The 24,903-nt window shown below is 73.7% G+C and carries 21 protein-coding genes and 1 pseudogene; 7 read left to right on the top strand and 15 right to left on the bottom strand.

The features are described from left to right. Positions 1-32: 32 nt before the first annotated feature. On the bottom strand, positions 33-914 hold the full coding sequence (purU, locus tag IE249_RS18475) for a formyltetrahydrofolate deformylase (RefSeq protein WP_189705930.1): 882 nt from the start codon (positions 912-914) through the stop codon (positions 33-35). A gap of 70 nt (positions 915-984) precedes the next feature. Further along, positions 985-1,485 (bottom strand): SCO4402 family protein, encoded by a 501-nt coding sequence (locus IE249_RS18470; protein ID WP_189705929.1) that lies wholly within the window; start codon positions 1,483-1,485, stop codon positions 985-987. 117 nt (positions 1,486-1,602) lie between these two features. Between IE249_RS18470 and IE249_RS18465 the strand changes: the two genes are divergently transcribed. Further along, positions 1,603-2,913 carry an ABC transporter substrate-binding protein gene (locus IE249_RS18465; RefSeq protein WP_189705928.1) on the top strand — a complete coding sequence of 437 codons (1,311 nt, stop codon included), beginning with the start codon at positions 1,603-1,605 and terminating at the stop codon, positions 2,911-2,913. Between the two features lie 3 nt (positions 2,914-2,916). On the opposite strand, the gene IE249_RS18460 is transcribed toward IE249_RS18465, so the two are convergent. Continuing rightward, positions 2,917-4,761, bottom strand: coding sequence for a hypothetical protein (locus IE249_RS18460; RefSeq protein WP_189705927.1), 1,845 nt, complete (start codon positions 4,759-4,761; stop codon positions 2,917-2,919). Positions 4,762-4,939: 178 nt separating this feature from the next. Continuing rightward, positions 4,940-6,325 carry an NsdA family TPR-like regulatory protein gene (locus tag IE249_RS18455; RefSeq protein ID WP_189705926.1) on the bottom strand — a complete coding sequence of 462 codons (1,386 nt, stop codon included), beginning with the start codon at positions 6,323-6,325 and terminating at the stop codon, positions 4,940-4,942. Positions 6,326-6,655: 330 nt separating this feature from the next. On the opposite strand from IE249_RS18455, the gene IE249_RS18450 reads away from it, so the two are divergent. The 3 genes from IE249_RS18450 (at position 6,656) to IE249_RS18440 (ending at position 9,961) form a co-directional block, all read left to right on the top strand. Continuing rightward, complete coding sequence (locus IE249_RS18450; protein WP_189705925.1) at positions 6,656-7,321, top strand: bifunctional DNA primase/polymerase; 666 nt, start codon at positions 6,656-6,658, stop codon at positions 7,319-7,321. A 229-nt stretch (positions 7,322-7,550) separates the two neighbouring features. Then, positions 7,551-8,339, top strand: a complete 789-nt coding sequence (locus IE249_RS18445) for an ABC transporter ATP-binding protein (protein ID WP_189705924.1) — start codon at positions 7,551-7,553, stop codon at positions 8,337-8,339. Continuing rightward, positions 8,336-9,961 (top strand): transporter, encoded by a 1,626-nt coding sequence (locus IE249_RS18440; protein ID WP_189705923.1) that lies wholly within the window; start codon positions 8,336-8,338, stop codon positions 9,959-9,961. The genes IE249_RS18445 and IE249_RS18440 overlap by 4 nt, the downstream gene beginning before the upstream one ends. 75 nt (positions 9,962-10,036) lie before the next feature. Here the strand turns inward: IE249_RS18440 and IE249_RS18435 are convergent, their stop codons facing one another. Next, positions 10,037-11,125, bottom strand: a complete 1,089-nt coding sequence (locus tag IE249_RS18435) for an alpha/beta fold hydrolase (RefSeq protein ID WP_189705922.1) — start codon at positions 11,123-11,125, stop codon at positions 10,037-10,039. Between the two features lie 623 nt (positions 11,126-11,748). Further along, the gene (locus tag IE249_RS18430) at positions 11,749-12,441 is read right to left on the bottom strand and encodes an iron-dependent transcriptional repressor DtxR (protein ID WP_189705921.1); all 693 of its coding nucleotides are present in this window, start codon (positions 12,439-12,441) and stop codon (positions 11,749-11,751) included. Positions 12,442-12,941: 500 nt separating this feature from the next. Between IE249_RS18430 and IE249_RS18425 the strand changes: the two are divergent. Together IE249_RS18425 and IE249_RS18420 are read left to right on the top strand one after the other, a co-directional pair. Beyond that, a pseudogene (locus IE249_RS18425) lies at positions 12,942-13,505 on the top strand (GNAT family N-acetyltransferase); the annotation flags it as partial. A 15-nt stretch (positions 13,506-13,520) separates the two neighbouring features. Continuing rightward, entirely contained in the window at positions 13,521-13,916 is a 396-nt protein-coding gene (locus tag IE249_RS18420) for a RidA family protein (RefSeq protein WP_189706022.1), read from the top strand. Positions 13,917-13,920: 4 nt separating this feature from the next. Here the strand turns inward: IE249_RS18420 and IE249_RS18415 are convergent, their stop codons facing one another. The 4 genes from IE249_RS18415 to pdxH form a co-directional block, all read right to left on the bottom strand. Then, a complete protein-coding gene (locus tag IE249_RS18415; protein WP_189705920.1) occupies positions 13,921-15,369 on the bottom strand; it encodes a PAS domain-containing protein in 1,449 nt (482 codons plus the stop codon). An 88-nt stretch (positions 15,370-15,457) separates the two neighbouring features. After that, the gene (locus tag IE249_RS40055; RefSeq protein WP_373304412.1) at positions 15,458-15,814 is read right to left on the bottom strand and encodes a GNAT family N-acetyltransferase; all 357 of its coding nucleotides are present in this window, start codon (positions 15,812-15,814) and stop codon (positions 15,458-15,460) included. After that, positions 15,760-16,515: an SIS domain-containing protein gene (locus IE249_RS18410; RefSeq protein ID WP_189705919.1), complete on the bottom strand. Its 756-nt coding sequence runs from the start codon at positions 16,513-16,515 to the stop codon at positions 15,760-15,762. Before IE249_RS18410 ends, IE249_RS40055 begins: the two co-directional genes overlap by 55 nt. Before the next feature lie 173 nt (positions 16,516-16,688). Further along, positions 16,689-17,366: a pyridoxamine 5'-phosphate oxidase gene (pdxH, locus tag IE249_RS18405; RefSeq protein ID WP_189705918.1), complete on the bottom strand. Its 678-nt coding sequence runs from the start codon at positions 17,364-17,366 to the stop codon at positions 16,689-16,691. Positions 17,367-17,672: 306 nt separating this feature from the next. Here pdxH and IE249_RS18400 point away from each other — a divergent pair, with 306 nt between their 5' ends. Continuing rightward, entirely contained in the window at positions 17,673-18,773 is a 1,101-nt protein-coding gene (locus IE249_RS18400) for a citrate synthase 2 (RefSeq protein ID WP_189705917.1), read from the top strand. 19 nt (positions 18,774-18,792) lie between these two features. Here the strand turns inward: IE249_RS18400 and IE249_RS18395 are convergent, their stop codons facing one another. The 5 genes from IE249_RS18395 to IE249_RS18375 are packed head-to-tail and all read right to left on the bottom strand — an operon-like array spanning position 18,793 to position 24,898. After that, on the bottom strand, positions 18,793-19,449 hold the full coding sequence (locus tag IE249_RS18395) for a TetR/AcrR family transcriptional regulator (protein WP_229858770.1): 657 nt from the start codon (positions 19,447-19,449) through the stop codon (positions 18,793-18,795). Beyond that, complete coding sequence (locus IE249_RS18390) at positions 19,437-20,171, bottom strand: enoyl-CoA hydratase family protein (protein WP_189705915.1); 735 nt, start codon at positions 20,169-20,171, stop codon at positions 19,437-19,439. Before IE249_RS18390 ends, IE249_RS18395 begins: the two co-directional genes overlap by 13 nt. Further along, positions 20,168-21,769 (bottom strand): 4-coumarate--CoA ligase family protein, encoded by a 1,602-nt coding sequence (locus IE249_RS18385; protein WP_189705914.1) that lies wholly within the window; start codon positions 21,767-21,769, stop codon positions 20,168-20,170. Before IE249_RS18385 ends, IE249_RS18390 begins: the two co-directional genes overlap by 4 nt. Positions 21,770-21,810: 41 nt before the next feature. Continuing rightward, complete coding sequence (locus IE249_RS18380; protein ID WP_189705913.1) at positions 21,811-22,971, bottom strand: acyl-CoA dehydrogenase family protein; 1,161 nt, start codon at positions 22,969-22,971, stop codon at positions 21,811-21,813. A gap of 55 nt (positions 22,972-23,026) precedes the next feature. Then, a complete protein-coding gene (locus IE249_RS18375; protein WP_194523960.1) occupies positions 23,027-24,898 on the bottom strand; it encodes an ATP-binding protein in 1,872 nt (623 codons plus the stop codon). Between the last annotated feature and the right edge of the window lie 5 nt (positions 24,899-24,903).

Genomic DNA, 24,903 nt, shown 5'->3' with positions numbered 1-24,903 from the left:
GCGGCGCTCTCGGCGTCGTCGCCGGGCCCGGCTCAGGCGAAGACGACCGTGCGGCGGCCGTTCAGCAGGATCCGCCGCTCGGCGTGCCACTTCACCGCGCGGGCCAGGGCCTGGCACTCGACGTCGCGGCCCACGGCGACCAGTTGGTCGGGGGTGACGTTGTGGCCCACGCGCTCGACCTCCTGCTCGATGATCGGGCCCTCGTCGAGGTCGGCGGTCACGTAGTGCGCGGTCGCGCCGATCAGCTTCACGCCCCGGGCGTGCGCCTGGTGGTACGGCTTGGCGCCCTTGAAGCTCGGCAGGAAGGAGTGGTGGATGTTGATGATCCGGCCGCTGAGCTGCTTGCACAGGTCGTCGGAGAGGACCTGCATGTAGCGGGCGAGCACGACCAGTTCGACGTTCTCCCCGCGCACGATCTCCAGCAGCCGCGCCTCGGCCTCGGCCTTGGTGTCCCGGGTCACCGGGATGTGGTGGAAGGGGATGTCGTAGGACCCCACGAGCTCGGCGAAGTCGGTGTGGTTGGACACCACGGCCGCGATCTCCACCGGCAGCGCCCCGATGCTGGCCCGGAACAGCAGGTCGTTCAGGCAGTGCCCGAACCTGCTGACCATCAGCACCACGCGCATCTTCTCGTCGGCCCGGTGGATCTGCCAGTCCATCGCGAAGGAGTCGCCGATCGCCGCGAAGCTCGCCCGCAGCTTGTCCACCGTCACCGGGGCCTCGGCCGAGAAGTGGACGCGCATGAAGAACAGACCCGTGTCGTGGTCGCCGAACTGCTGGCTGTCCTCGATGTTGCAGCCGGTCATGAACAGGTAGCTCGACACGGCGTGCACGATGCCCTGCTTGTCCGGACAGGAGAGGATCAGTACGTACTGGTCGGCCGTGGCCGCGGCTCCGGTGGACTGCTCATTCATGCAGGACAGGGTCCCACAACGGCCACCGGAGTGGGCGCCCGTCCCGCAGGACGGGACGCCGTCACCGCCGTCAGACCGAGTGCGTCATTATTCGCAGCACCTCGAGGCTGCGCGGCGGCGCGTCGGGGTCGTCGCCGTCGCTCGCCGCGAGCCGCACATGAGCGTCCCGTGCCGCCCGCACCGCCTCCGGCCAGGCGTGGTGGTCGACGTACGCGGACACCGGCGCGTCCGGGCCGACCTGGTGCATGATGCGCAGCACCCGCAGCACCGCCGTGTCGACGAGCGCCGCCTCCTGCGAGTCCCGGAAGATCGTGCCGACGTACTTCTCCGCGGACCAGTTGTCCAGCCAGGTGTCCTCGACCAGGCGGTAGACGGCGTCCGTGACGTCGCCGTACCCCTCCACGCCGGCCAGCCAGACGTCCCTCTGGAACACCGGATCCGAGAGCATGTGCAGCGCGGAGCGCACATTGCTGCGCCAGCGCCACCACGGCATGTCGTTGAGTGGCATGCCGCCCATGGTGGATGAGCGACGGCCGCGACGGGAAGAGTTCTCCACACCTTGCACGGTCACCGATCGTACGTTCCCGGCCGCGGCGGCCCCACCGGCCCCGGCAATTCACCTCCACGTCACCCGGCGTCGATCTGAGGTCACTCTCCGGTTATAGGTGTGACGGAATCGTGCATGCCCATGACCGGCAGGCGACGCACGCGCAGCACGTTCTCCCCCACTCCCGCCCGGCCCGCCAGAAGAAGGCGCCTGCGCCTGGCCTGCTCCCTGGCGGCCTGCGCGTCGCTCGCCGCGGGATGCGGTGTCATCCCCGGTGCCACGGGGGGCTCCGGGGGCGACACCGTCACCGTCATGACCTGGGCGCCGGAGAACACCCGGGCCACCAACAAGCCCGGCATGCCGGCCATGGCCAGGGCGTACGCCCGCTGGGTCAACTCCCACGGCGGCATCGCCGGCCGCAAGCTGGATGTGCTGACCTGCAACGAGAGCAACGACGGCGTGGAGGCCGCCAAGTGCGCCCGGCTCGCCGCCAAGCGGAACGTGGTCGCGGTGGTCGGCTCCTACAGCCAGTACAGCGACTCCTTCTTCCCCGCACTGGAAGGCGCGGGCATCCCCTACGTCGGCGGTTACGGCGTGACCACCGCCGAGTTCACCCGCGCGCTGTCCTACCCCGTCAACGGCGGCCAGCCCTCGCTGCTGGTCGGTCTCGGCAAGGAGCTCGCCGCGGACTGCGGCCCCGTCGTCCTCGTACGCCCCGACACCATCGCGGGCGACGAGCTGCCCGGACTGCTCAACGCCGGCCTCAAGGCCGCCGGGCACGCACCCGCCCGGGACCAGCGGGCCGCCGAGGACGCCACCGAGTACTCCGGGCAGGCCGACCGCGCGCTGCGGCAGGCCACCTCGCAGCCGGGCAAGCGGGGCTGCGTGGTCCCGGCCCTCGGGGAGCGCACCGACATCTTCATGGACTCCTTCCGCCGCGAGCGCCAGAGCTACCCGGCGGTGCGCACGGCCGCGGTGCTCGGCAGCGTCGACCAGACGGTGATCGACGCGAGCGGCGGGCAGTCGGGGCCGTACGAGGGCTCGTACATCACCGGCTGGTACCCGGTGGCGGGCGACCCGCGCTGGGACGCCATGAAGAAGGTGATCAACGAAGAGGCCTTCGGCGACAACCGCATCGACCCCGCCGACGCCGGAGTGCAGACCACGTGGATCGCCTACACCGTGCTGCGGGCGGTCCTGGAGAAGATCGGCTCCGGGGAGGTGAGCACCGACACCGTGCGGCGCACACTCAACGCCGGGCTGAGCGTCGGCACCGGGGGTCTGACCCCGCCGCTGCGCTGGCGGCTGTCGGACCTGCTCGACTCGACCGGCTTCGCCCGCCTGGTCAACGCCGACGTGACCTTGCAGGTGGTACGGCAGGGCCGGCTGGAGTCGGCCACGAAGGGCTTCGTCGACGTGACGCGGACGCTGGCGGACGCGGACGTCGACTGAGCCTCAGAGCTGGACCGGCTGACGCTGGGTGAGACCGTACTTCTGGGCGATCGCGTTCCACAGCCGGGCCGCCTTGACCTTCTGGGCGCTGGCGACACCGCTCTCGCGGTTGCCGGCCTGGGTCTCGCCGGTGATGCGGGCGTGGCCCTTCTTGCAGCCCTTCTTGCCGCCCACCTGGTCGGCCCAGGCCGCGTAGTGCCGGTCCGCCTCCGCGGAGGCCTTCCAGGCGCTGTTGAGCGCGGCGGTCAGCGCCGCGTTGTCGGGGAGCTTGTCGACGGACAGCTGTCCCAGGCGGGTCACCAGGTCGTTGCGCTGCTTGGCCGCGTCGCGCAGGTTCGAGGCGGCCTCGCCGAGGTTGTCGCAGTTCTTGACGTCGGCCACCGCCTTGATCACGGAGGCGCGGCTGCTGCCGCTGTCGGCGAGCAGCTTGTCCAGCTGGACCGCCTGCTGCCGGGCCGGGTCGGCGGCGGCGGACGCGGTGGCGCCGTCCGTGGCGGGGGCGGTCGCGGAGACGTTCTTGTTCTTGTCCCCGCTCTGGCCGTCGCCACCGCCGCCACCGCCGAGCAGGGCGCCCGCGCCGACGCCAAGCACCACGATGCCGACGCCCACGGCCGCGATCAGCGGCACCCGTGAGCCGCGGCGGCCGCCGCGGGAGCCGTCGCCGTCGTCGTCCGGGCCGCCGTAGGGACCGGCGCCCGGGCCCGCCGGTCCGGCCGGGGCGTAGGCGGGGCCGGACGGCGGCTGCTGGAAGGGGGGAATCTGCTGGGTCGACGGACCCGCGGCCGGGGCCGGGCCGCCGGCGCTGCGGAAGAGGTTGTCGAACTCGGCGGGCGTGTGACGGCCGCCGGCCTGGGCGTCCACGGGCGCGATGTACTGGGTGGCCTCGGCGTCGGGGCCCTGGGGCGCTGCGGAGGGCGGCAGCGGTCCGGCGCCACCGCCCTGGGGTATGCGGCCCAGGTAGTGAGTCGAGGGGTCGCCGGCTCCCTCAGGCGGCAGGGCGCCCGGCGCGACCGGCGGCAGGTACTGGGTGGCCCCCTCGTTGACCGGCGCGGCCGGCACGGGCGGCAGGAACTGGGTGGCCCCCTCGTCCGCCGGCGCGACGGCGACCGGCGGCAGGAACTGCGTCGCGCCCTCGTCCACACCGGGGGCGCCGTGCCCGGGGGCGCCGTGCCTGGGGGCGCCGTGCCTGGGGGCGCCGTGCCCGGCGGGGGCGTAGGGGCCGCCGGCACCGGCGGGCGGCTGAGGCAGACCCTGGCCGCCCGCGGCCGCGTGGGGGCCCTGGGGGGCGGCTTGTGCGCCGTGCGCGCCGTGGGGGCCCTGGGCGGCGTGTGCGGAGTGCGCGCGGTGTCCGGCGGCCGGGGCGTAGGGGTCGCCGCCGGCGGACGGCAGCGGGGCGCCCGGGCCGGCGGGCGCGGAGGCGTAGGCGTCCTGTCCGTAGCCGGACGGGGCGGGGGCGCCCTCCGGGGGCAGCGGGCCCGCGCCCGGGTGGGCGGCGCCGCCCTGGGCGTCCCACTGCGGCGCCTGCTGGTACGGCTCCGGGGCGCCCCAGGGCTGCTGTCCGGGCGCCGCCTGCCAGCCCTGCCCCGGCTGCGTGGGCTGGGCCTGGGCCTGCGCCTGCTGGTGGCCGGGGCCCCACGGCTGGCCCCAGGCCTGGCCCTCGGCCGGAGCCGCGGCGGGCTCCTGGCCGGCCGGCTGTGCGGGGGGCTGCGCGGCCGAGTGCGCGGGCGGGCGGCCGCCCGGTCCACCCGCCATGCCCGGGAGCAACGGCTCGCCTCCGTCGGAGGGCAGCACGATGCCTTCGCGCGCGGGCCGCGCCGAGGGCTCCTCGCCCTGTCCGCTCTGCGTCACCGGGACTCCTACGAATGGGGGACCTTCGGAATCGTCGGCTCACGCTACCGGGTCCCCGGAGCCCGGTGCCACGCAGCACAGGGCGTGACCTCTCTCCCTGTGACCGCAGTAACAAAACCCGCGCTTCACGCGCTGTATACGGGTCCGCGCCCGCCCACGGGCGCGGAGCTCCGCTCGCTCAGGCCGCCGCCTGCACCTCCAGCCGCGCCCCGAACTCCCGCACCACCGGCTCGTCCCGGAACGGTTCGAGGCGCTGCTGGAGGTCCTCCAGATACTCCGCGCCCCGGTCGGAGCGGAGCGACTCCAGCAACTCCACCGCCTTCATGCCGGTGTTGCAGGCCTGCTCGATCTCCCGCTGCTGCACCTGCGCGGTGGCGAGCAGCACATAGCCGATCGCCCGCCGCCGCGCCCGCGTGGGGGGATGCCCGGCCAGCGACTCCTGCGCCCGCCGCGCCGCCGCGTCGGCCTGCCCGAGATCCCGGTGGCAGTGCGCCAACTCGTCGGCTAGATAAGCCTGGTCGAAGTGGGCGATCCACGCGGGGTCGTCCCCCGATTCCGGTTCGGCGGCCTCCAGCGCGCTCACCGCGCGCCCGGCCGACAGCTGCGCGGCACGCGCGTCGCCCAGCAGGGCGTGCCCGCGCGCCTCCGCCGCGTGGAACATCGACTCCGCGCGCGGGGTGACCCGGCCGCGCGCCCCCTCCTGCGCCGCCCGCGCCAACTGCGCGATCTCGCGGGGGTTTCCGAGCTGGGCGGCCAGGTGGCTCATGGACGCGGCGAGCACGTAGCCGCCGTAGCCGCGGTCCCCGGCGGCCTGGGCGAGCCGCAGCGCCTGGATGTAGTACCGCTGGGCCAGACCGGGTTGGCCGGTGTCCACGGCCATGTAACCGGCGAGCTCGGTGAGTCGGGCGACCGCGGCGAACAGGTCGCGGCCCACCGCCTCCCGGTACGACCCGGCGATCAGCCCGGAGACCACGCTGTTGAGGTAGTGGACGACGACGGGGCGCACATGCCCGCTGCCGTAGGTGTGGTCCAGGTCGACCAGGGCCTGCGTCATGGCCCGTACCGCCGCCACGTCGGACTGGCCCACCCGCGGGCCGGCCGAGCGCGCGACCTGGCCGTCCGGCGCGGAGATCAGCCAGTCGCGGCTCGGCTCGACCAGCGCGGAGGCGGCGACGGAGGAGCCGGACAGGAAGTCCCGCCGGCCCACGTCGCTGCGCCACAGCTCGCAGACCTGCTCGATGGCCCCCAGTACCGTCGGAGAGAACTGCAGGCCCACGCCCGAGGCGAGGTTCTTGCCGTTGGCCATGCCGATCTCGTCGATCGTGACCGTACGGCCGAGCTTGCGGCCCAGGGCCTCGGCGATGACGGCCGGGGCCCGTCCGCGCGGCTGCTGCCCGCGCAGCCAGCGGGCCACCGACGTCTTGTCGTAGCGCAGGTCGAGGCCGTGCTCGGCGCCGCACATGTTGACCCGGCGGGCCAGCCCGGCGTTCGAGCAGCCCGCTTCCTGGATGAGCGCCTGCAGCCGTTCGTTCGGCTGCCGCGCGACGAGAGGCCTTGCGGCCATGGCGTGAACCCCCTGTGGCTGCGGTGCCTGCCCTCGCACCGGATGGACGTCTCTTGCACGGCCGGAGGCGATCGCGTCCCGGCGAACGGATCCGGCCGTGAAGATCAATGCCCCACGGACACAACGAAAATGCGAGGCTTGCGAAGATTGCCGGGATGAAGACGGATGCCCCCGGGCCGGACTGCCCAGAGAGGACTACCCACCACCGGCCGGTGATCCTCCCGCGCGCCCCCGCCCATGCACCCGTGCGCCCCGGTCGGTGATCCGATGCTCCTCCCCCGCGCGCGGCGTGTCGCGTAACCCCAGGTGGACAAGGGAGTTGAGTGGGTCGTGGAAGAGACGATCCCGGGCACCCAAGCCGCACAGATTGCCGGTCAGATCCCCAAGCAGCGCGGAGACTCCCTGCTGGAGACGGCCGTTCGCTACGCCGAGGAGCGCCACTGGGACGTGTTCCCCGGCACCTGGCTGGAGGCCGTGGACGGGGTGCAGCGCTGCTCCTGCGGCGACCGCGCGTGCGCCGCACCCGGCGCGCACCCGGCGCACGAGGACTGGGCGACCCAGGCGACCGGCAGCGCCACCGTCGCCCGGCGGATGTGGCAGAAGCAGCCCACGGCGTCGATCCTGCTGCCCACCGGCCGCACCTTCGACGCGATCTGCGTGCCGGAGACGGCCGGGTTCCTCGCGCTCGCCCGGATGGAGCGGATGGAGCTGACGCTCGGCCCGGTGACGCTCACGCCCGAGCGGCGCATGCAGTTCTTCGTGCTGCCGGGGGCGTGCGCGAAGGTGCCCGACCTGGTGCGGGGGCTCGGCTGGTCGCCGGCCTCCCTGGACCTGGTCACCCTCGGCGAGGGCGCCTACGTGGCCGCCCCACCGACCCGCTACGGCGCCCGGGGCGCCGTCCAGTGGGCCTGCCGCCCGACACCGGCAAACCGCTGGCTGCCGGACGCGGAGGAACTGATCTCCTCCCTGGCCTACGCCTGCGGCCGGGACCGGTAGCCACCGGTACGAAGTCGACAGCGGGAGGCCCGGACGGTGCCGCCGGCGGACGACCGTCGCGGCCCGGACGGGACCGGTGACGAGCGGCCGGCCCGGCCCGGGCGGTCGCAGTAGCGGGCGGTCGGGAGGTCCGGGATGCAGTGGTGGCGGGCGGCTGGGACGGCCCCGCGCCTCTCGCCGGGGACGGCCCCGCGCCTCTCGGGGCGGGCGTTCGCCGTAGGGTTCGGGCATGACGGGTGCAGGTGCGGGTTCAGCCGCCGTACGGGTGCAGGGGCTCTGGAAGCGGTTCGGGCAGCAGGTCGCGGTGGCCGGGATCGACCTCGAGCTGCCGGCCGGGAAGTTCATCGGGCTGGTGGGACCCAACGGAGCCGGGAAGACCACCACGCTCTCCATGGTGACCGGGTTGCTGCGGCCCGACCAGGGCACCGTGGAGGTCGTCGGGCACGACGTCTGGCGTGACCCGGTGGCCGTCAAGGCGCGGATCGGGGTGCTGCCGGAGGGACTCAGGCTCTTCGAGCGGCTGTCGGGGCGCGAACTGCTGTCGTACTCAGGGCGGTTGCGCGGGCTCCCCGGGGCGGAGGTGGACCGGCGGGCGACGCAGCTGCTCGACGTGCTCGACCTCGCCGGTGCCCAGCACAAGCTCGTCGTCGACTACTCCACCGGCATGCGCAAGAAGATCGGTCTGGCCACCGCGCTGCTGCACAACCCCGAAGTGCTCTTCCTGGACGAGCCGTTCGAGGGCGTCGACCCGGTGTCCGCGCAGACCATCCGGGGCGTGCTCGAGCGCTACACCGCCTCCGGCGCGACCGTCGTCTTCTCCTCCCACGTCATGGAGCTGGTCGAGTCCCTGTGCGACTGGGTGGCGGTGATGGCCGCCGGCCGCATCCGGGCCCAGGGCACGCTCGCCGAGGTGCGCGGCGAGGCGCCCACCCTCCAGCGGGCGTTCCTCGAACTCGTCGGCGCCCAGGGCCGCGACACCGCCTCCGACCTCGACTGGCTGGGGGGCGGCCCCCGATGAGCGCCGGCGCGCACACCTCTCCCGCGGCGGGCACGGCCCCGATCACCCCCGTCGTCGTACGGCTGAAGCTGTCGCTGCTGCGCAACGGGCTGAGGCAGTCCGGCGGGCGGCGGGCCGCGTACATCACCTCGGCCGTGGTCGCGCTGCTGTTCGCCGCGCTGCAACTGACCGGCTTCCTCGCGCTGCGCGGCCACGCGCACATCGCCTCCGTGTCCGTGCTGGCCGCGGCCGTGCTGGCGCTCGGCTGGGCGGTGATGCCGCTGTTCTTCCCCGGCGGGGACGAGACGCTCGACCCGACCCGTCTGGTGATGCTGCCGCTGCGGCCCCGGCCGCTGGTGCGGGCGCTGCTCGCGGCCTCGCTGGTCGGCATCGGGCCGCTGTTCACCGTGCTGCTCCTGGTGGGCTGCGTGGTCTCGGTCGCGCACGGGGCTGCCGCGTACGCCGTCGCGGTGCTCGCGCTCGCCCTCGCGCTGCTGGTGTGCGTGGCCCTGGCGCGCGCCGTGGCCGCGGCCAATATCCGGCTGCTGACCAGCCGCAAGGGGCGGGATCTGGCCGTACTCAGCGGTCTGGTGATCGCCATCGGGGCACAGTTGGTCAACTTCGGGATGCAGCGCCTCGGTTCGGCGGGGCTCGCACAGCTCGAACCTGCGAGGGAAGTGCTGCAGTGGGTGCCGCCGGCGTCCGCCGTGGCCGCGGTCGACGCCACGAGCAGGGGCTCGTACGGCATCGCGGCCGCCCAACTCGCGCTCACCGCCGCCGCACTGGTCGTCCTGCTCGGTCTCTGGGCGCGCAGCCTGACCCGTCTGATGACGTCGCCGGACGCCTCCACGCTCCAGCCGGCCGACGCCGCCGTGCGCGAGCGGAGCCGCTCGGGCGGACTCGCCCGGCTGCTCCCGGCCGGGCGCACCGGCACCGTGATGGAGCGGAGTCTGCGCTATGTGTGGCGCGACCCCAAGACCAAGGCGGCATGGGTGACCTCGCTCGCCATCGGTCTGATCGTGCCCGTGTTCAACGCCCTGCAGGGCACCGGTTCGCCCTACTTCGCCTGTTTCGCGGCGGGGATGCTCGGCATCCAGATGTACAACCAGTTCGGGCAGGACACCTCCGCCTTCTGGATGGTGGCCCTGACCGTCTCCACCCCGCGCGACGCCTACGTCGAACTGCGCGGCCGCGCCCTGGCCCTCCTCCTGATCACCCTGCCCTACGCCACCCTCGTCACCGTGGTGACAACGGCGCTGCTGGGCGGCTGGACGCGGCTTCCGGAGGTGCTGGGCCTGTCCTTCGCCCTGCTCGGCGCGATGCTCGCCACCGGCGCGTGGACCTCGGCCCGCTTCCCGTACTCCATCCCGCAGGAGGGCTACAAGAACGTGGCCCCCGGCCAGGCGGGCCTCGCCTGGATCTCCATCTTCGGCGGCATGGTCGCGGCGGCCCTGCTCTGCTCCCCGGTGATCGCCCTCCTCATCTGGGCCAACGTCAGCGCGAACGGCCACACCTGGGCCTGGCTCCTCCTCCCGACCGGCGCGGCCTACGGCGCGACCCTCACCTTCGTCGGCCTCCGCCTGGCGGCTCCCCGCACGGCAGCCCGCCTCCCGGAGATCCTCACGGCGGTGAGCAAGGGCTGAACGGGGGCACGGGAGCGCCCCCGCACCTCCACCGCCCACGCACGGCGCACGCCCCCATGGAACACGCAGTGGGCGTCAGCCCGTGAGAACGGCGTCCAGGAAGGGTTCGATGGCTGTGCGCCAGGAATCGGGCTGGTCGTAGTGGACGAGGTGGCCGGCGTCGGCCACCTCGGCGTACTGCCCGTGGGGGAGGACGCGGACCATCTCCTGGGCCTCGGCCCGGCCGAGCTCGCCGTCGAGGCCGCGGACGACCAGGGCGGGGCAGCGGACCTGGGCGAGCTCCTCCCAGTGGGCGTCGTAGACCCAGGTCTCCCGGGAGGCGAGCATCTGTCCGGGGTCGAAGACGGGACGCCAGCCGTCCGCGCCCTCGTGCATCACCTCGGCGTAGAAGGCCCCGCGGGCGGGGTTGGGCCGCTCGACCCAGGGATCGTCCTCGCCGAACCACTTGCGGACGTCGGCGAGGGTGGCGAAGGGAACCGGCCAGGCCTTGAACCAGTCCTCCCACTCGCGCTGGGAGGCCGCGCCGAGCGCGGAGGCCCGCATGTCGCAGATGATCACACCGCGCACCAGGTCGGGGCGCCGGGCTGCGAGCTGCCAGGCGGTCAGCGCGCCCATCGCGTGACCGATCACGACGGCCGGTGCGAGACCGAGCTGCTCCACGGCGGCCTCCGCGTCGTCGACGTAGGCCTCGCGGGTGTACGCGGCCTGCGGGGGCTTCTCGCTCTGCCCGTGGCCGCGCTGGTCGAGGGCGACCGCCCGGTGGCGCCCGGAGAGCCAGCGGGCGGTGGAGGCCCAGTGCGAGGCACGCCCCATCAGACCGTGCAATAACAGCACCCCGCCGCCACGGCCCGTCCCCGGTGGAGGCTGGGAAGCGGAGGTGCGGGGGGCGGAGCCGCCGCCGGGGTCCCGGGCGGAGTCCCGTGGCGGGACCTGTGTCCCGCCGAGCCGGGTGGGCGGGCTGGCGGAACCGCCGGGACCCGGGACGGCGAGAGCCGGATCGGGCGGCTCCCCGGCGTCCCGCCGGTGCGCCTGAGCCGGTACGAACGGCCGCCCGGCCGGATCGTCCGCCCCGAAGCCCTCCGGATCGGCCTTCGGGGGATCGCCGAACTCCCAGGCGGCCAGTCGCACGCCATCCGCCCCGGTCACGTCGATGCGCCGCGCCATTGGTCCTGGCACCCCCCTAGCTCCGCTCGGACCGCTCGCTTCCGTCGAGCCGGCCGGTCTCGTGAACCACGTTCCCCGTTGTGTCTGCCGCTCCGCACACTCCTGTAGCGCGGAACCCGCCGGACCCGTCACCCACAGGCTATCGAATGCACATTCGAAAACGCCGTCTCCGCCGCGAACACCCCTCGTTCGAGTGACCCCCGGCGAGGAATGATCGCCGCCGCCACGGGGAGATCTTCAACGGGAGGCGGACCGCTCGGGGAAAAGGGGTCCGAGGGGGATGACCCTGAGAGCTCGGGGCTCCGGGTCAGCACAGGGGAGGACAGGCCCCGGCGCCACACGGTGCCGGGGCCATCCCCGTCTCCACGCCGTCCGCGCCGCATCCTCCCGCCCCCTCCACGCCCTGAACGTCATATGCCTCTCGCGACAGCCTCGCATGCGGGGCGGCGAAGCGCTGCGATTCGGCGCACGGAAATTTGGTTTCACCGACCCGGCGGCGAGGCAACAACAACCCCTGTCGTCACAGCAGTTGGCCAAAATTCCGAAAAGCTCACCCGAAAGGGTGACACCGCGTCAGCTCGTACCGGGGAGGGCGACCGCCGCCCGCGCCCCGGGAAGCCGGCTCAGCGCTTGGCCACGAAGACGTGGGAGGCCACGTCCGCCGCCAGCTCCGCCGCCTCACCGCTGCTGCCGACCAGCACCCCGCCCGCCGACTCGGTCACGCTCACCACCGAACCCGGCTGCACGCCCGCGCGCCGCAGCGTGTACATCAGCTGCGCGTCCGTCTGGATCGGCTCCCCGATCCGCCGGACCACGACCGTCTTGCCGTCGGAACCCGGGTCCAGGTCGGCCAGCGACACCATCCCCTCGTCCAGGAACGGGTCCGCGCCGTCCTTCTCCCCCAGCTCCTCCAGGCCCGGGATCGGATTGCCGTACGGCGACTCGGTGGGGTGGCGCAGCAGCTCCAGCACCCGGCGCTCCACCGCCTCGCTCATCACGTGCTCCCAGCGGCAGGCCTCGGCGTGCACCTGCTCCCACTCCAGGCCGATCACGTCGACCAGCAGACACTCGGCGAGGCGGTGCTTGCGCATCACGCGCGTGGCCAGCCGGCGTCCCTCGTCCGTGAGCTCCAGGTGCCGGTCGGGGGCGACCGCCACCAGGCCGTCCCGCTCCATCCGCGCCACCGTCTGGCTCACCGTCGGCCCGCTCTGGTCGAGCCGCTCCGCGATCCGGGCGCGCATGGGGACGACGCCTTCCTCCTCCAGCTCGAGGATGGTGCGGAGATACATCTCCGTGGTGTCGATCAGTCCGGACATACGTGCCCCTCGATTACCTCTGCCGGAGGCCCACGGCTCCCCGGCGCGCGTGCGCTGGCCCTGTTCCCAATTCTGACGCATACCGCTGACAACCGAGGCGCTCCGCGAAAACGCCGAGGCCGGCCGGGCCGTACCCGAGGCCGGCGGGCCCGTACCGGCGCACGGTCCCGTACACGCAGACGACCCGCGAGCTGGGTTCCCGCTCCTTGACGGCGCGGGAGCCGGCCGGACGTACCGGCAGCTCGCGGGTCGGGTGACTGCGTTGGTTTGGGCCGGCTGCGTGCTTCTCGCACACGCTGGTCCGGCACCGCACTGGGTGTGGTGACGGGCCGCTAGCCCGCAGCCACCTCCGACGTCCGGTGTGCATACATGCTCCGAACCACCTCCCTTCCTCGGTAGGACAAACCCTAGGAAGCGGTCGGCCCCCGATCAACCACTTTTTTTCCGCTCAGCGCCCACCCGGTGCCGCCCGCCCTGTCCCCGTGGATAGCCTTCGGCCCATGAACACCGCCCTGACCAGCGAAGAAGCCACCGGACCGGTCCTCCTGGACGCGGCGGAACTCCTGTCCGATCGGGATCTGTCGGCCCGGTTCGCGCGCTCGGCCCACCGGATCCTGGCGGACCTGGTCCGCTCCGGCGCCGCCCTCGGCTGGGTCGAGCCGCCCTCCGAGGAGGAGGTGGCGGACCTGCTCGACCACGTCCTCGCGGCGGCTCGGGCCGGTGACGGCGCCCTGCGCACCGCCTGGTTCGACGGACGCCCGGCCGGTCTGGGGTACTGGCTGCGCTACGCCCGCCCCACCCACCGCCCGCACGCCGACCTGGAGAAGCTCGCGGTGGACCCCGCCTTCCAGGGCCGCGGTGTCGGCCGGGCGCTGACCGCCGCCCTGGTAGCGGACGCCCGGCGGGCCGGGATCGAGGTGCTGACCCTGGACGCGCGGGGCGACAACACCCCGGCCCTCGCCCTCTACCGTTCGCTGGGTTTCACCGAGTACGGCAGGCTGCCCGGCTTCGTCGCGGTCGGCGAGCGCCGCCACGACAAGGTCTTCTGCAAAGTGGATCTCCGCCCTACCGTTCCCCCCATGACTGAGCGACGGGCGATTCTCAGCGGGTCGGTGTTCGAGGAGCGGATCGGGTACGCGCGCGCGGTGGTCGACGGGGACTGGGTGCACGTGTCCGGCACGACCGGGTTCGACTACGCGGCCATGACCATCTCCGACGACGTGGTGGAGCAGGCGGAGCAGTGCCTGCGGAACATCGGGGCCGCGCTCGGCGAGGCCGGGTGCGGGTTCCGGGACGTGGTGCGGGTGCGCTACCTGCTGCCCGAGCGGGAGGACTTCGAGCCCTGCTGGCCGTTGCTGCGGCGGGCGTTCGGCGAGGTGCGGCCGGCGGCGACGATGATGGTGTGCGGGCTGGCCGACCCGCGGATGAGGATCGAGATCGAGGTGTACGCGCGCAGGCCGGACGCCGGCGCGTGAACTCTCACTCGCCGCCTTCCCCCAGCCGGTCCGCCAGGCCCGCCAGGTCCAGGGCGGCGGCGATGCGGACGGCGACGTCCTCGGCGTAGGAGGCGTCGGAGCGCTCGAAGGGGGCGCGGCCCGAGCCGCGCAGGAAGGTGACGACGCCGAGGGTGCGGCCGCGGCTGCGCAGGACGGCGCACAGGGCGTGCACGGCCTCGGGCGGCCACTGCCGGGCCAGGGCCCAGGCGCGCGCCTGCTCGGGCGGGACGCTGCCCGCGCCGGCCCGTACCGAGCCGATGCGGTCGACGCACTGGAGGGCTGGGTGGCCCTCGGCGTAGCGGACGGGGAGCTGGGCCCGTCCGGTGAGCAGGCTGGGGCCGGGGCCGCCGGAGGGGGTGGCCGCGAGCCGTACGAGACGGACGGCCGCCGCCGTGTCCTGGTCGTCGGAGTGCGTTCCGCCGGCGACGGTGTCGACGAGGGCGTGGTCGGCGAAGCCGGCGAGGGCGAAGTCGAGGTGGACGGTGGCGGCCTCGGCCGGGTCCTCGCACTCGGCGGCGGCGCGGGCGGCGCGGTGCAGCTGGTTGGTGCGGAAGCGCAGCAGGGAGGCCTCCTGCTCGCTCTGCTTCGCCTCGGTGACGTCGGTGAACAGCCAGGCCACGCCCAGGGGTACGGGTTCTTCGGCGAGGGGCGAGGCGAGGCGCACGAACCCGCTGCGCCAGCAGCGGCGGCGGTCGCCCTCGGGGGTGCGGACACCGACCCAGATCTCCGCGGGCGCGGGCGGGGCGCCCTCGGCGAGGACGTGGGTGAGGGCGCTCTCGAGTTCCTCGACGCCCTGGGCGAGCAGTTCACCGAGGGGGCGGCCGAGCGCGGCGGCGCGGCCGGCACCGAGGGCGCGGGCCGCGTGCGCGTTGACGACGGCGGGGCGCAGGTCGGCGTCGACGAGGACGACGCCCCAGGAGGCGTCCTCGAAGAGGGCCTCGCTCAGGGCGATGGACCGCTCGAGGTCGATCTGGGCGTGCACCTCGCTGAAGGCGCAGTAGAGCCCGGCGGGCCTGCCGTCGGGTCCGCGCACGGCGGCGGACTGGGTGCGGACGAGGACGCGGCCGCCGTCCTTGGTGAGCAGGGCGAACTCGTGCACCTGACGGCCGGGCGCGTGCATGGCGGACATCAGCCGGCGCTCGACCTCCTCGGCGTCGGCACTGCGCACGGCCCAGCCGGCGAATCCCGCGCGTCCCACGGCCTCGGCGGCGCTCCAGCCGAGGATGCGCTCGGCCTCGCGGTTCCAGTGGGTGACGACCCCGTGCGCGTCGAAGGCGCACAGGGCGGCGTCCATGCCGTCGAGGAGCGCGGCGAGCAGGTCGGCGCCGGCCGGTCCCTCGGGGCCGTGATCGCCCTTCGGACCGTCCCGCTCCGGCTCGGGCTCGTCCGGCCCCAGCTCGTCGGTCGTCCCACTACGCCGGGAAGCACTCACCTGGACCCCCTGCAGGCTGCGTCCGCACGAACGGCGCGTCGGTTCGCTCTCTGCTCCTCATTCAACTGGAACGTGATGCAGCACACACCTAGTTCCCGAACATTGGAAGAATTGTTGTACCCGCCCACAACCGCCGGCACCCTACATCCCCAGCCGCCCACTCCGCAGGGTGATCCACAGGTCGCTCTCGCCGGGCAGCACGTACCGCTCGGTCTCGGCGAAGCCGCACCTCGGCGAACCTGACGTCGTCCTGATTGGCGGCGAGCACGACGGTCTCGACCACCCCGGCCCCGAGCGCCCGCGCGTGGGCCAGCACCTTCTCGTACACCGCGGCACCGATCCCGGCACGCCGGCAAGGAGGCAGCACGCGCGCGGGGCCGTGGGCTGGGTTCAGTGGCGGTAGAAGATTCGGTCGGCGTACTCGGTGAAGATGTGGGTGTTCCATTCGTGGCCGCCGTCGACGTTGCCGGAGCGGAGGAGGGGGGGTTCGATGCCGCGGTCGGCGAGGGTGGCGGCCGTGGTGGCCATGACGGCCTGGAGCAGGGCAGCGGTGACGACGGTGGAGGCGGGGGCGAAGGGGGCGGGCACGGTGTCGAGCGCGAGCTCGGCGTCCCCGACGGCGATCTTGGAGTCGAGGACGAGGTCGCAGTGGTCCTTGAGGAAGGTCCCCGAGGCGTGCCGTGAGGTGGTCTGCGCGGCGTAGGCGACCGAGGTGACGCCGATGACGTGTACGCCGAGGGCGCGGGCGTGCAGGGCCATCTCGACGGGGAGGGCGTTACGGCCCGACAGGGAGATGATCACCAGGGCGTCGCCGGCGCGCAGGGGCGAGCTGTCCAGGACGGCGGTGGCGAGGCCGTCGACGCGTTCCAGGGCGGAGCCGAGGGTGGCGGGCACGACGTCGACGCCTACCGCACCGGGCACGGCCAGCAGGTTCATCAGGGCGAGGCCGCCCGCGCGGTAGACGAGATCCTGGGCGGCGAGCGAGGAGTGGCCGGCCCCGAAGGCGAACAGGCGGCCGCCGGCGGCGACGGTGTCGGCGAGCAGGGTGCCCGCGGCGCTGATCGGCTCGGCCTCCTCGTCGCGGACGCGCTGGAGCAGGCCGATGGCCGCGTCGAGGAACCGGCCGGCCGGCGTGCGGTCGCTCATGCGGGGTCCGTCCCTTCGGGGTGCCGATGTGTCGCGGATCACGGTGAGGTCTGGACCAGTGCCGTGTCAATACGGCACCCACGCGCGCGTGCCTCGGCGCCACAGGCGCACGCGCGCGTGCCTCCCCGTCCCCACTGCGAGCCCACGCACGCGTGGACCCGCACCGCGCCCCGTCAGGGGCTCAGTCGCTCCACGCGCCAGCCGCCGTCCGGCTCGGCGACGTAGCGCAGCCGGTCGTGCAGGCGGTTCTCGCGGCCCTGCCAGAACTCCACCGAGCTCGGCGCGACCCGGAAGCCGCCCCAGTGCGGCGGTACGGGCACCTGCTCGCCCTCGGGGTAGCGCGCGGCGAGCTCGGCGTAGGCGGCGTCGACCTCGGCGCGGGTGGCGATCACCGAGGACTGGGCGCTGGCCCACGCGCCGAGCTGGGAGCCGTGCGGGCGGGTGCGGAAATACGCGGCGGTCTCGTCGCGGCCGGTGCGGCGCGCGACGCCCTGCACGATGACCTGGCGGGCCATCGGGTGCCAGGGGAAGAGCAGCGAGACGTACGGGTTCTCGGAGAGGTCGCGGCCCTTGCGGGAGTCGTAGTTGGTGTAGAAGACGAACCCGCGCTCGTCGAAGCCCTTGAGCAGGACCGTGCGGGAGCTGGGCCGGCCCTCGGCGTCGGCGGTGGAGACGACCATGGCGTTGGGCTCGAAGAGCCGCCCCTCGGTCGCGGCCTGCTGGAACCAGGCGGCGAACTGGGCCACGGGGGTGGCGGCGAGGCCGGATTCGGCCAGGCCCTCCTCCCGGTAGTGCTTGCGCATGGAGGCGAGATCGAAGGGCGCGGTTTCTCCGGCTTCTCGGTCGGTCACGCGGTCATCTTGCCGTACGGACCACCGTCCACCGGCAGGGTGTCCTTCGTCACTGCCTGGCACTGAGTGCCGAGCACTCTCCCCAACCGTGGCACTCGGGGATATCGTGCTGCTGCCGTCCGGGTTGGGTGACAGCCGGCCGGACGGGGAATCAGAGGAGGACCGCCCCAGGACCGCGAGCCGGTGGCAGCGACCACGACCGCGGATCCACTAGGGGCGACAACCGCACCGGCATCCGCACACCCCGCCCCGCCCTTCAGCCGCCACCCCGCACCATCTGCCGCACAGACCACGAGGAGCCGCCTGATGTCCGACTTCGTACCCGGGCTCGAGGGAGTCGTCGCGTTCGAGACGGAGATCGCCGAACCGGACAAGGAGGGCGGCGCCCTGCGGTACCGGGGCGTCGACATCGAGGACCTGGTCGGTCACGTCTCCTTCGGCAACGTCTGGGGCCTGCTGGTGGACGGCGCCTTCAACCCCGGCCTGCCGCCCGCCGAGCCGTTCCCGATCCCGGTCCACTCCGGTGACATCCGCGTGGACGTGCAGTCGGCGCTGGCCATGCTGGCGCCGGTGTGGGGCCTGAAACCGCTGCTGGACATCGACGCCGGACAGGCCCGCGAGGACCTGGCGCGAGCGGCCGTCATGGCGCTGTCCTACGTCGCCCAGTCGGCGCGGGGACAGGGCCTGCCGATGGTGCCGCAGCGCGAGATCGACAAGGCGCACTCGATCACCGAGCGGTTCATGATCCGCTGGCGGGGCGAGCCCGACCCGCGGCACGTCGCGGCCGTGGACGCCTACTGGTCCTCCGCCGCCGAGCACGGCATGAACGCCTCCACGTTCACCGCCCGCGTCATCGCCTCCACCGGCGCCGACGTCGCGGCCGCGCTCTCGGGTGCGGTGGGCGCGATGTCCGGCCCGCTGCACGGCGGCGCCCCGTCCCGGGTCCTCGGCATGATCGAGGAGATCGAGCGCACCGGCGACGCGGAGGGCTACGTCCGGCAGGCGCTGGACCGCGGTGAGCGGCTGATGGGCTTCGGGCACCGGGTGTACCGGGCCGAGGACCCGCGCGCGCGGGTGCTGCGCCGCACCGCCAAGGAACTGGGCGCCCCGCGCTACGAGGTCGCCGAGGCGCTGGAGAAGGCGGCCCTGGAGGAGCTGCACAACCGCCGCCCGGACCGCGTGCTGGCCACCAACGTCGAGTTCTGGGCGGCCATCATGCTGGACTTCGCCGAGGTCCCGGCGCACATGTTCACCTCGATGTTCACCTGCGCCCGCACGGCGGGCTGGTCGGCGCACATCCTGGAGCAGAAGCGCACCGGCCGCCTGGTCCGCCCCTCCGCCCACTACGTCGGACCGGGCCCCCGCAGCCCCCGCGAGGTCCCGGGCTACGACGACATCGCCCACTGACCCACGCCCGGCGGCCCCCTCAGTCCAGGGCGTTCTCCAGGAGCTCCGCCCACTGGGCGACCACGCGTTCGCGGCGGGTGGTGTCGTCGGTGAGGAGGTTGGCGAGGCCCAGGCCGCGGGCCATGTCGAGGAAGCCCTGGACGGTCTCGCGGGTTCCGGGGCGGGACTCGTCGGCGCCGAGGAGGTCCACCGCTATCCGGTGGGTCTCCCGGCCCACGCGGGCCTCCAGCTCGGTGACGCGGGCGCGCAGCTGGTCCTCGTTGGAGGCGGCGACCCACAGATGCAGGGCGGCGCGGAAGAGGGGGCCGGTGAACAGGTCCACCAGGGCGGAGAGCACGGCCCCCCGGTCGCCCGCCGCGCCCTCGGGGAAGAGGTCCCGCAGGGCCGTGGAGCGCTCCTCGGCGACGTACTCGACGGCGGCCGTGAAGAGGTCCTCGCGCGTCGGGAAGTGGTGCTGGGCGGCGCCCCGGGAGACGCCGGCGCGCTCGGCGACGACGGACACCGTGGAGCCCGCCCAGCCGTGCTCGGCGAGGCAGGCCACGGCGGCCTGGAGGAGCCGTTGCCGGGTGGCCCGGCTGCGGTCCTGCTTGGGGACGCGGTCGGCGCGGTCGGTGCGGTCGGCCCGGTCGGCGCCGTCCGCCCGGTCCGCTCGGTCCTGTGTCGTCACACCGCCCATTGCGGATCCCGTCGTTCTAGGAAGGCCGTCATCCCCTCGCGCGCGTGCGGCGAGGCGAACAGCCGGGCCGAGAGCGCGGTCAGGTCGGCCGCGTCCCGGTCGAAGGCTTCCAGCACCCTAGCCGTGAGCAGCCGTTTCGTCTCGGCCAGGGCGTGCGGCGAGGACCGCCGCACGCCCTCCAGCATCGGTTCGAGTACGGCGTCGGCGTCGTCCCCGGCCGCCGTGAGCAGGCCGGTCCGGGCGGCCTCGGCCGCGTCGAAGCGCTCGCCGGTGAGGTAGTACCGGGCGAGCGCGCGCGGGTCCGTGCGCGGCAGCACGGTCAGGGAGATCACCGCGGGCGCGACCCCGATCCGCACCTCGGTGAACGCGAAGCTCGCCGTGTGCGAGGCGACCGCGAGGTCGCAGGCCGCGAGCAGGCCGAGCCCGCCCGCGCGGACGTGCCCGGTGACGCGCGCGAGGACCGGCTTGGGCAGTTCCACGATCTGCCGCAGCAGTGCCACGAGCGCGTCCGGGTCGGGCGGATCGCGCAGGTCGGCGCCGGCGCTGAAGGTGTTGCCGGTGTGGGTGAGGACGACCGCGCGGACGTCGTCGTCCCCGGCGCACTCGGTCAGCGCCTTCGCCAGCTCGCCGACGAGCGCCGCCGACAGGGCGTTGCGGTTGCCCGGCGAGTCGAGGGCCAGTGTCTCGACGGCACGCGCGCGCGTGCGGGTGATGTGCGTCACGGCTGCTCCTTGAGTTCGCGCTGCTGCTTCTCGCGCAGGTCCCGCAGCTCACGACGGAGGATCTTGCCGGAGGCCGCGCGGGGCACGGCGCCGAGGAAGGTGACCTGGCGGACGCGCTTGTAGGGGGCGACGCGCTCGGCGACGTACATCATGACCTCGCCCTCGGACAGGCCGTCCGCGTCGGGCTGGCGCACCACGAAGGCGTGCGGGACCTCGTTGCCGTCGTCGTTGTAGGCGCCGATGACGGCGGCGTCGGCGATGCCGGGATGCGTGAGCAGGAGCGCCTCCAGTTCGGCGGGGGCCACCTGGAAGCCCTTGTACTTGATCAGTTCCTTGACCCGGTCCACGACGAACAGCCAGCCGTCGGCGTCCACATGGCCCACGTCCCCGGTGTGCAGCCAGCCGTCGGCGTCGATCATGGCGGCGGTGGCGTCGGGCCGGCCGAGGTAGCCCTTCATGACCTGGGGGCCGCGGATGAGGATCTCGCCGGGTTCGCCCACGCCGAGGTCCTGGCCGGGGTCGGCCAGGGAGACGATGCGCATCTCGGTGCCGGCGATGAGCCTGCCGACCGTGCCGGGCGGTGCGATGTGCATGGCGTCCGGCGGCACGAGGTGGGTGCCGGGCGACAGTTCCGTCATGCCGTAGGCCTGACCGACCGGCGGCAGGCCGAGGCGGCGGGAGCAGGCGGCGGCCAGCTCGGCGTCCAGGGGCGCCGCCGCGCTGATGACGTACTTCAGCGACGACAGGTCGTACCGCGCGACGGCCGGGTGCTTGGCCAGGGCCAGCACGATCGGCGGGGCCACGTACAGGCCGGTGATGCGGTGGTCCTGGATGGCCGCGAGGAAGGTCTCCAGCTCGAAGCGGGGCAGGACGACGACGGTGGCGCCCTTGCGCAGGGGCGCGTTCATCAGCGCGGTGAGCCCGTAGATGTGGAAGAAGGGCAGCACGGCGAGGATGCGGTCGCCGGGTCCGGTGGTGATCGCCGGCTCGAGCTGGGCGAGGTTGGTGGCGATCTGCCGGTGGGTGAGCATCACGCCCTTGGGTGTGCCGGTGGTGCCCGAGGAGTACGGCAGCGCGGCGACGTCCTCGGCCGGGTCGACGTCGACGGCGGGCTCGGGCGCGGCCGAGGCGAGCATGTCGGCGAGCGAGCGGTGCCCGGGCGCGCTGTCGCAGACGAAGATCTCCTCGACGCCGCCCGCGAGTTCGGCGGCCCGCCGCGCCGCCTCCAGCAGCGGCGAGACGGTGACGATCCAGCGGGCCGCCGAGTCCTTCAGCTGTTTGCCGAACTCCTCGGCGGTGGCGAGCGGGTGCACGGTGGTGACCGAGGCGCCCGCGCGGGTGGCCGCGTAGAAGGCGATGGGGAAGGCGAGGGTGTTCGGGCTGTGCAGGGCGAGGACGTCGCCCTTGCGCACCCCGGCCTCGGCGAGCGCGGCGGCGACGCGCCGGTGGAAGCGGTCCACCTGCTCGTAGGTGAGGGTGGTGCCGTCCGTGCCGTCGATCAGCGCGGGCAGGTCGCCGAAGTCGGCGGCATGCCCCAGCACGGCGTCGTGAATGGGCAGTTCCACGGCCGGAACGTCTGCGTACTCGCTGCGGAACACGGTTCCTCCTCGCACGCCGGCCGGCAGGCCGGTACGGGTCGTCAGTACGACTTGGGCAGGCCCAGACTCTGGTGGGACACGTAGTTGAGAATCATCTCCCTGCTCACCGGAGCAATACGAGCCACGCGTGCGGCTGTTATCAATGAGGCGAGGCCGAATTCCCGCGTGAGCCCGTTCCCGCCGAGGGTGTGCACGGCCTGGTCGACCGCCTTCACACAGGCCTCGGCGGCCGCGTACTTGGCCATGTTGGCCGCCTCGCCCGCTCCCATGTCGTCGCCGGCGTCGTAGAGATGGGCCGCCTTCTGCGTCATCAGACGGGCCAGTTCCAGGTCGATGTGCGCCTGCGCGAGGGGGTGCGCGATCGCCTGGTGAGCGCCGATGGGGGTCTTCCACACGGTGCGTTCGCGCGCGTACTCCACCGCCCGGCCGAGCGCGTGACGGCCCATGCCGATCGCGAAGGCGGCCGTCATGATCCGCTCGGGGTTGAGCCCGGCGAACAGCTGGAGCAGGCCGGCGTCCTCGTCGCCGACGAGCGCGTCGGCGGGCAGCCGCACGTCGTCCAGAACCAGTTCGAACTGCTTCTCGGCGGCGTTCAGTTCCATGTCGATGGGGCGCCGCTGGAAGCCCTCGGCGTCCGGCGGGACGATGAACAGGCACGGCTTGAGGCGGCCGGTGCGGGCGTCCTCGGTGCGGCCGACGATCAGCACGGCGTCGGCGATGTCGACGCCGGAGATGAACACCTTGCGGCCGGTCAGCAGCCAGTCGGCGCCGTCGCGGCGGGCGGTGGTGGTGATGCGGTGCGAGTTGGAGCCGGCGTCGGGTTCGGTGATGCCGAAGGCCATGGTGCGGGTGCCGTCGGCGAGGCCGGGCAGCCAGGTCCGCTTCTGCTCCTCGGTGCCGAAGCGGGCGATCACGGTGCCGCAGATGGCGGGCGAGACGACCAGCATCAGCAGCGGGCAGCCGGCGGCGCCGAGCTCTTCGAGGACGATCGCGAGTTCGGTGATCCCGCCGCCTCCCCCGCCGTGTGCCTCCGGCAGGTTGACGCCGAGGTATCCGAGCTTGCCGGCCTCGGCCCACAGCTCGGTGGGGTGGCGGCCCTCGGCGACGGTCCGGGTGATGTAGTCGCGGCCGTAGCGTTTGCCGAGGGCGGCGACCGCGGATCGGAGGGCCTTGTGTTCTTCGGATTCGATGGCGGGGCTCATTACCGTCTCCCGAGTGCGAGTTGTTTGTGGTTGCTCGCGCAGTTCCCCGTGCCCCTCAGGGCGTGTCGCCGTGCACGACGGCCAGCAGGGCACCGACCTCCACCTGCTGTCCGGGGGTCGCGTGCAAGGCCGTGAGCGTCCCTGTGACGGGCGCGGAGATCCTGTGCTCCATCTTCATCGCCTCCAGCCACAGCAGCGGCTCCCCGGCCCGTACGGCGGCTCCCGCGGCGAGTCCTTCGGCGACGCGGACGACGGTGCCGGGCATGGGGGCGAGCAGCGACCCGGGGGCGCGCTGGGCGGCCGGGTCGGGGAAGCGGGGCAGCGCGGTGAGGGCGGTCGCGCCCACGTACACCTGGTCGCCGTACCGGGCGACCTCGAACCGGCGGCGTACACCGTCCACTTCGAGTACGACCGTGCGCGCGTCGACGTGCGCGACGCGCACCTCCTCGGTGTCGGCGGCCAGTCCCGCGCGGGTGTGCCGGTAGCGCGCCTCGTGCTCCTCGCCGGCCATGAGGTAGCGCTTGACCTGCGGCTGGGAGGGCAGGTTGCGCCAGCCGCCGAACCGCGAGCGGCCGTGCGCGTCGGCGAGGGCGGCGGCCAGCGGCGCGTACGGGTCGGGGGCCGGGGCGGTCAGCTCGGCGAGGTGGCGGTCGTAGAAGCCGGTGTCCATGCGGGCGGACGTGAACTCCTCGTGGCGCAGCGAGCGGACGAGCAGGTCCCGGTTGGTGACCGGGCCGTGCACGGCGGCCCGCTCCAGTGCCCCGGCGAGCCTGCGGACGGCCTCCGCGCGCGTGGGCGCGTGGGCGACGGCCTTGGCGAGCATGGGGTCGTAGTGGACGCCGATGGTGTCGCCGCCGGTGTATCCGGTGTCCAGGCGTACGCCCTCGGGAACGGTGAGGCGGTGCAGCGTGCCGGTCTGCGGGGCCCAGTCCCGCGCGGGGTCCTCGGCGTACAGGCGGGCCTCGACGGCGTGCCCGCGCGGGAGGGGCGGTTCGGGGTCGAGGGCGTGACCCTCGGCGATCCGGATCTGCAGGGCGACGAGATCGACGCCGAACACGGCCTCCGTCACCGGGTGCTCGACCTGGAGGCGGGTGTTCATCTCCAGGAACTGCGCCCTGTCCCCGGCGACCAGGAACTCGACGGTGCCCGCGCCCACGTAGTCGACGGCGCGGGCGGCCCGCACCGCCAGCTCGTCCAGCTCGCGCCTCAGCGCGTCCGGCAGTCCGGGCGCCGGGGCCTCCTCGATCACCTTCTGGTGGCGGCGCTGGAGGGAGCAGTCACGGGTGCCGAGCGCCCATACGGTGCCGTGCGTGTCGGCGAGGATCTGCACCTCGACGTGGCGGCCGCCCTCCAGGTACGGCTCGGTGAAGACCTCGCCGTCACCGAAGGCGCTCGCCGCCTCCGCGCGGGCGGCCGCCAGTTCGGCGTCCAGGTCGGCGAGCCGCCGTACGATCCGCATCCCGCGCCCGCCGCCGCCCGCGGCCGCCTTGACCAGCACGGGCAGGTCCGCCTCGGTGACCTCGCGCAGGGGCTCCACGCCCATCAGCCGCTTGGCGCGCGTCTTGGACGCCATCGCCTCGATCGCCTCGGGCGGTGGCCCGATCCAGACCAGGCCGGCGTCGAGGACGGCCCGCGCGAAGCCGGCGTTCTCGGAGAGGAAGCCGTAGCCCGGGTGGACCGCGTCCGCGCCGGCGGCGATCGCCGCCTTCACGATCAGGTCCCCGCGCAGATACGTCTCGGCGGGCGTCACCCCCGGCAGGCGTACGGCGGCGTCGGCCACGCGCGCGTGCAGCGCGTTCTCGTCGGCCTCCGAGTGCACGGCGACCGTGCGGATGCCCGCCTCGGCGCAGGTGCGGAAGACCCGGCAGGCGATCTCGCCCCGGTTGGCGACGAGCACCGTGGAAATCGTCGTATTCGTCGAAGTCACTGGGG

The sequence above is a fragment of the Streptomyces anandii JCM 4720 genome, assembly GCF_014650655.1.
GTDB lineage: Bacteria > Actinomycetota > Actinomycetes > Streptomycetales > Streptomycetaceae > Streptomyces > Streptomyces anandii.
The sequence above is the reverse complement of the archived record's forward strand: the minus strand, read 5'-3'. Positions and strand labels throughout refer to the sequence as shown.

What these genes read in the sequence shown, in the direction of transcription:
- IE249_RS18420 (WP_189706022.1), top strand. Translation starts at nt 13,521, where the DNA reads ATGACTGAGCGACGGGCGATTCTCAGCGGGTCGGTGTTCGAGGAGCGG.
- IE249_RS18445 (WP_189705924.1), top strand. Translation starts at nt 7,551, where the DNA reads ATGACGGGTGCAGGTGCGGGTTCAGCCGCCGTACGGGTGCAGGGGCTC.
- IE249_RS18435 (WP_189705922.1), bottom strand. Translation starts at nt 11,125, where the DNA reads ATGGCGCGGCGCATCGACGTGACCGGGGCGGATGGCGTGCGACTGGCC.
- IE249_RS18440 (WP_189705923.1), top strand. Translation starts at nt 8,336, where the DNA reads ATGAGCGCCGGCGCGCACACCTCTCCCGCGGCGGGCACGGCCCCGATC.
- IE249_RS18465 (WP_189705928.1), top strand. Translation starts at nt 1,603, where the DNA reads ATGACCGGCAGGCGACGCACGCGCAGCACGTTCTCCCCCACTCCCGCC.
- IE249_RS40055 (WP_373304412.1), bottom strand. Translation starts at nt 15,814, where the DNA reads ATGGAACACCCACATCTTCACCGAGTACGCCGACCGAATCTTCTACCG.
- IE249_RS18455 (WP_189705926.1), bottom strand. Translation starts at nt 6,325, where the DNA reads ATGGCCGCAAGGCCTCTCGTCGCGCGGCAGCCGAACGAACGGCTGCAG.
- IE249_RS18395 (WP_229858770.1), bottom strand. Translation starts at nt 19,449, where the DNA reads ATGGGCGGTGTGACGACACAGGACCGAGCGGACCGGGCGGACGGCGCC.
- purU (WP_189705930.1), bottom strand. Translation starts at nt 914, where the DNA reads ATGAATGAGCAGTCCACCGGAGCCGCGGCCACGGCCGACCAGTACGTA.
- IE249_RS18410 (WP_189705919.1), bottom strand. Translation starts at nt 16,515, where the DNA reads ATGAGCGACCGCACGCCGGCCGGCCGGTTCCTCGACGCGGCCATCGGC.
- IE249_RS18430 (WP_189705921.1), bottom strand. Translation starts at nt 12,441, where the DNA reads ATGTCCGGACTGATCGACACCACGGAGATGTATCTCCGCACCATCCTC.
- IE249_RS18380 (WP_189705913.1), bottom strand. Translation starts at nt 22,971, where the DNA reads ATGAGCCCCGCCATCGAATCCGAAGAACACAAGGCCCTCCGATCCGCG.
- IE249_RS18400 (WP_189705917.1), top strand. Translation starts at nt 17,673, where the DNA reads ATGTCCGACTTCGTACCCGGGCTCGAGGGAGTCGTCGCGTTCGAGACG.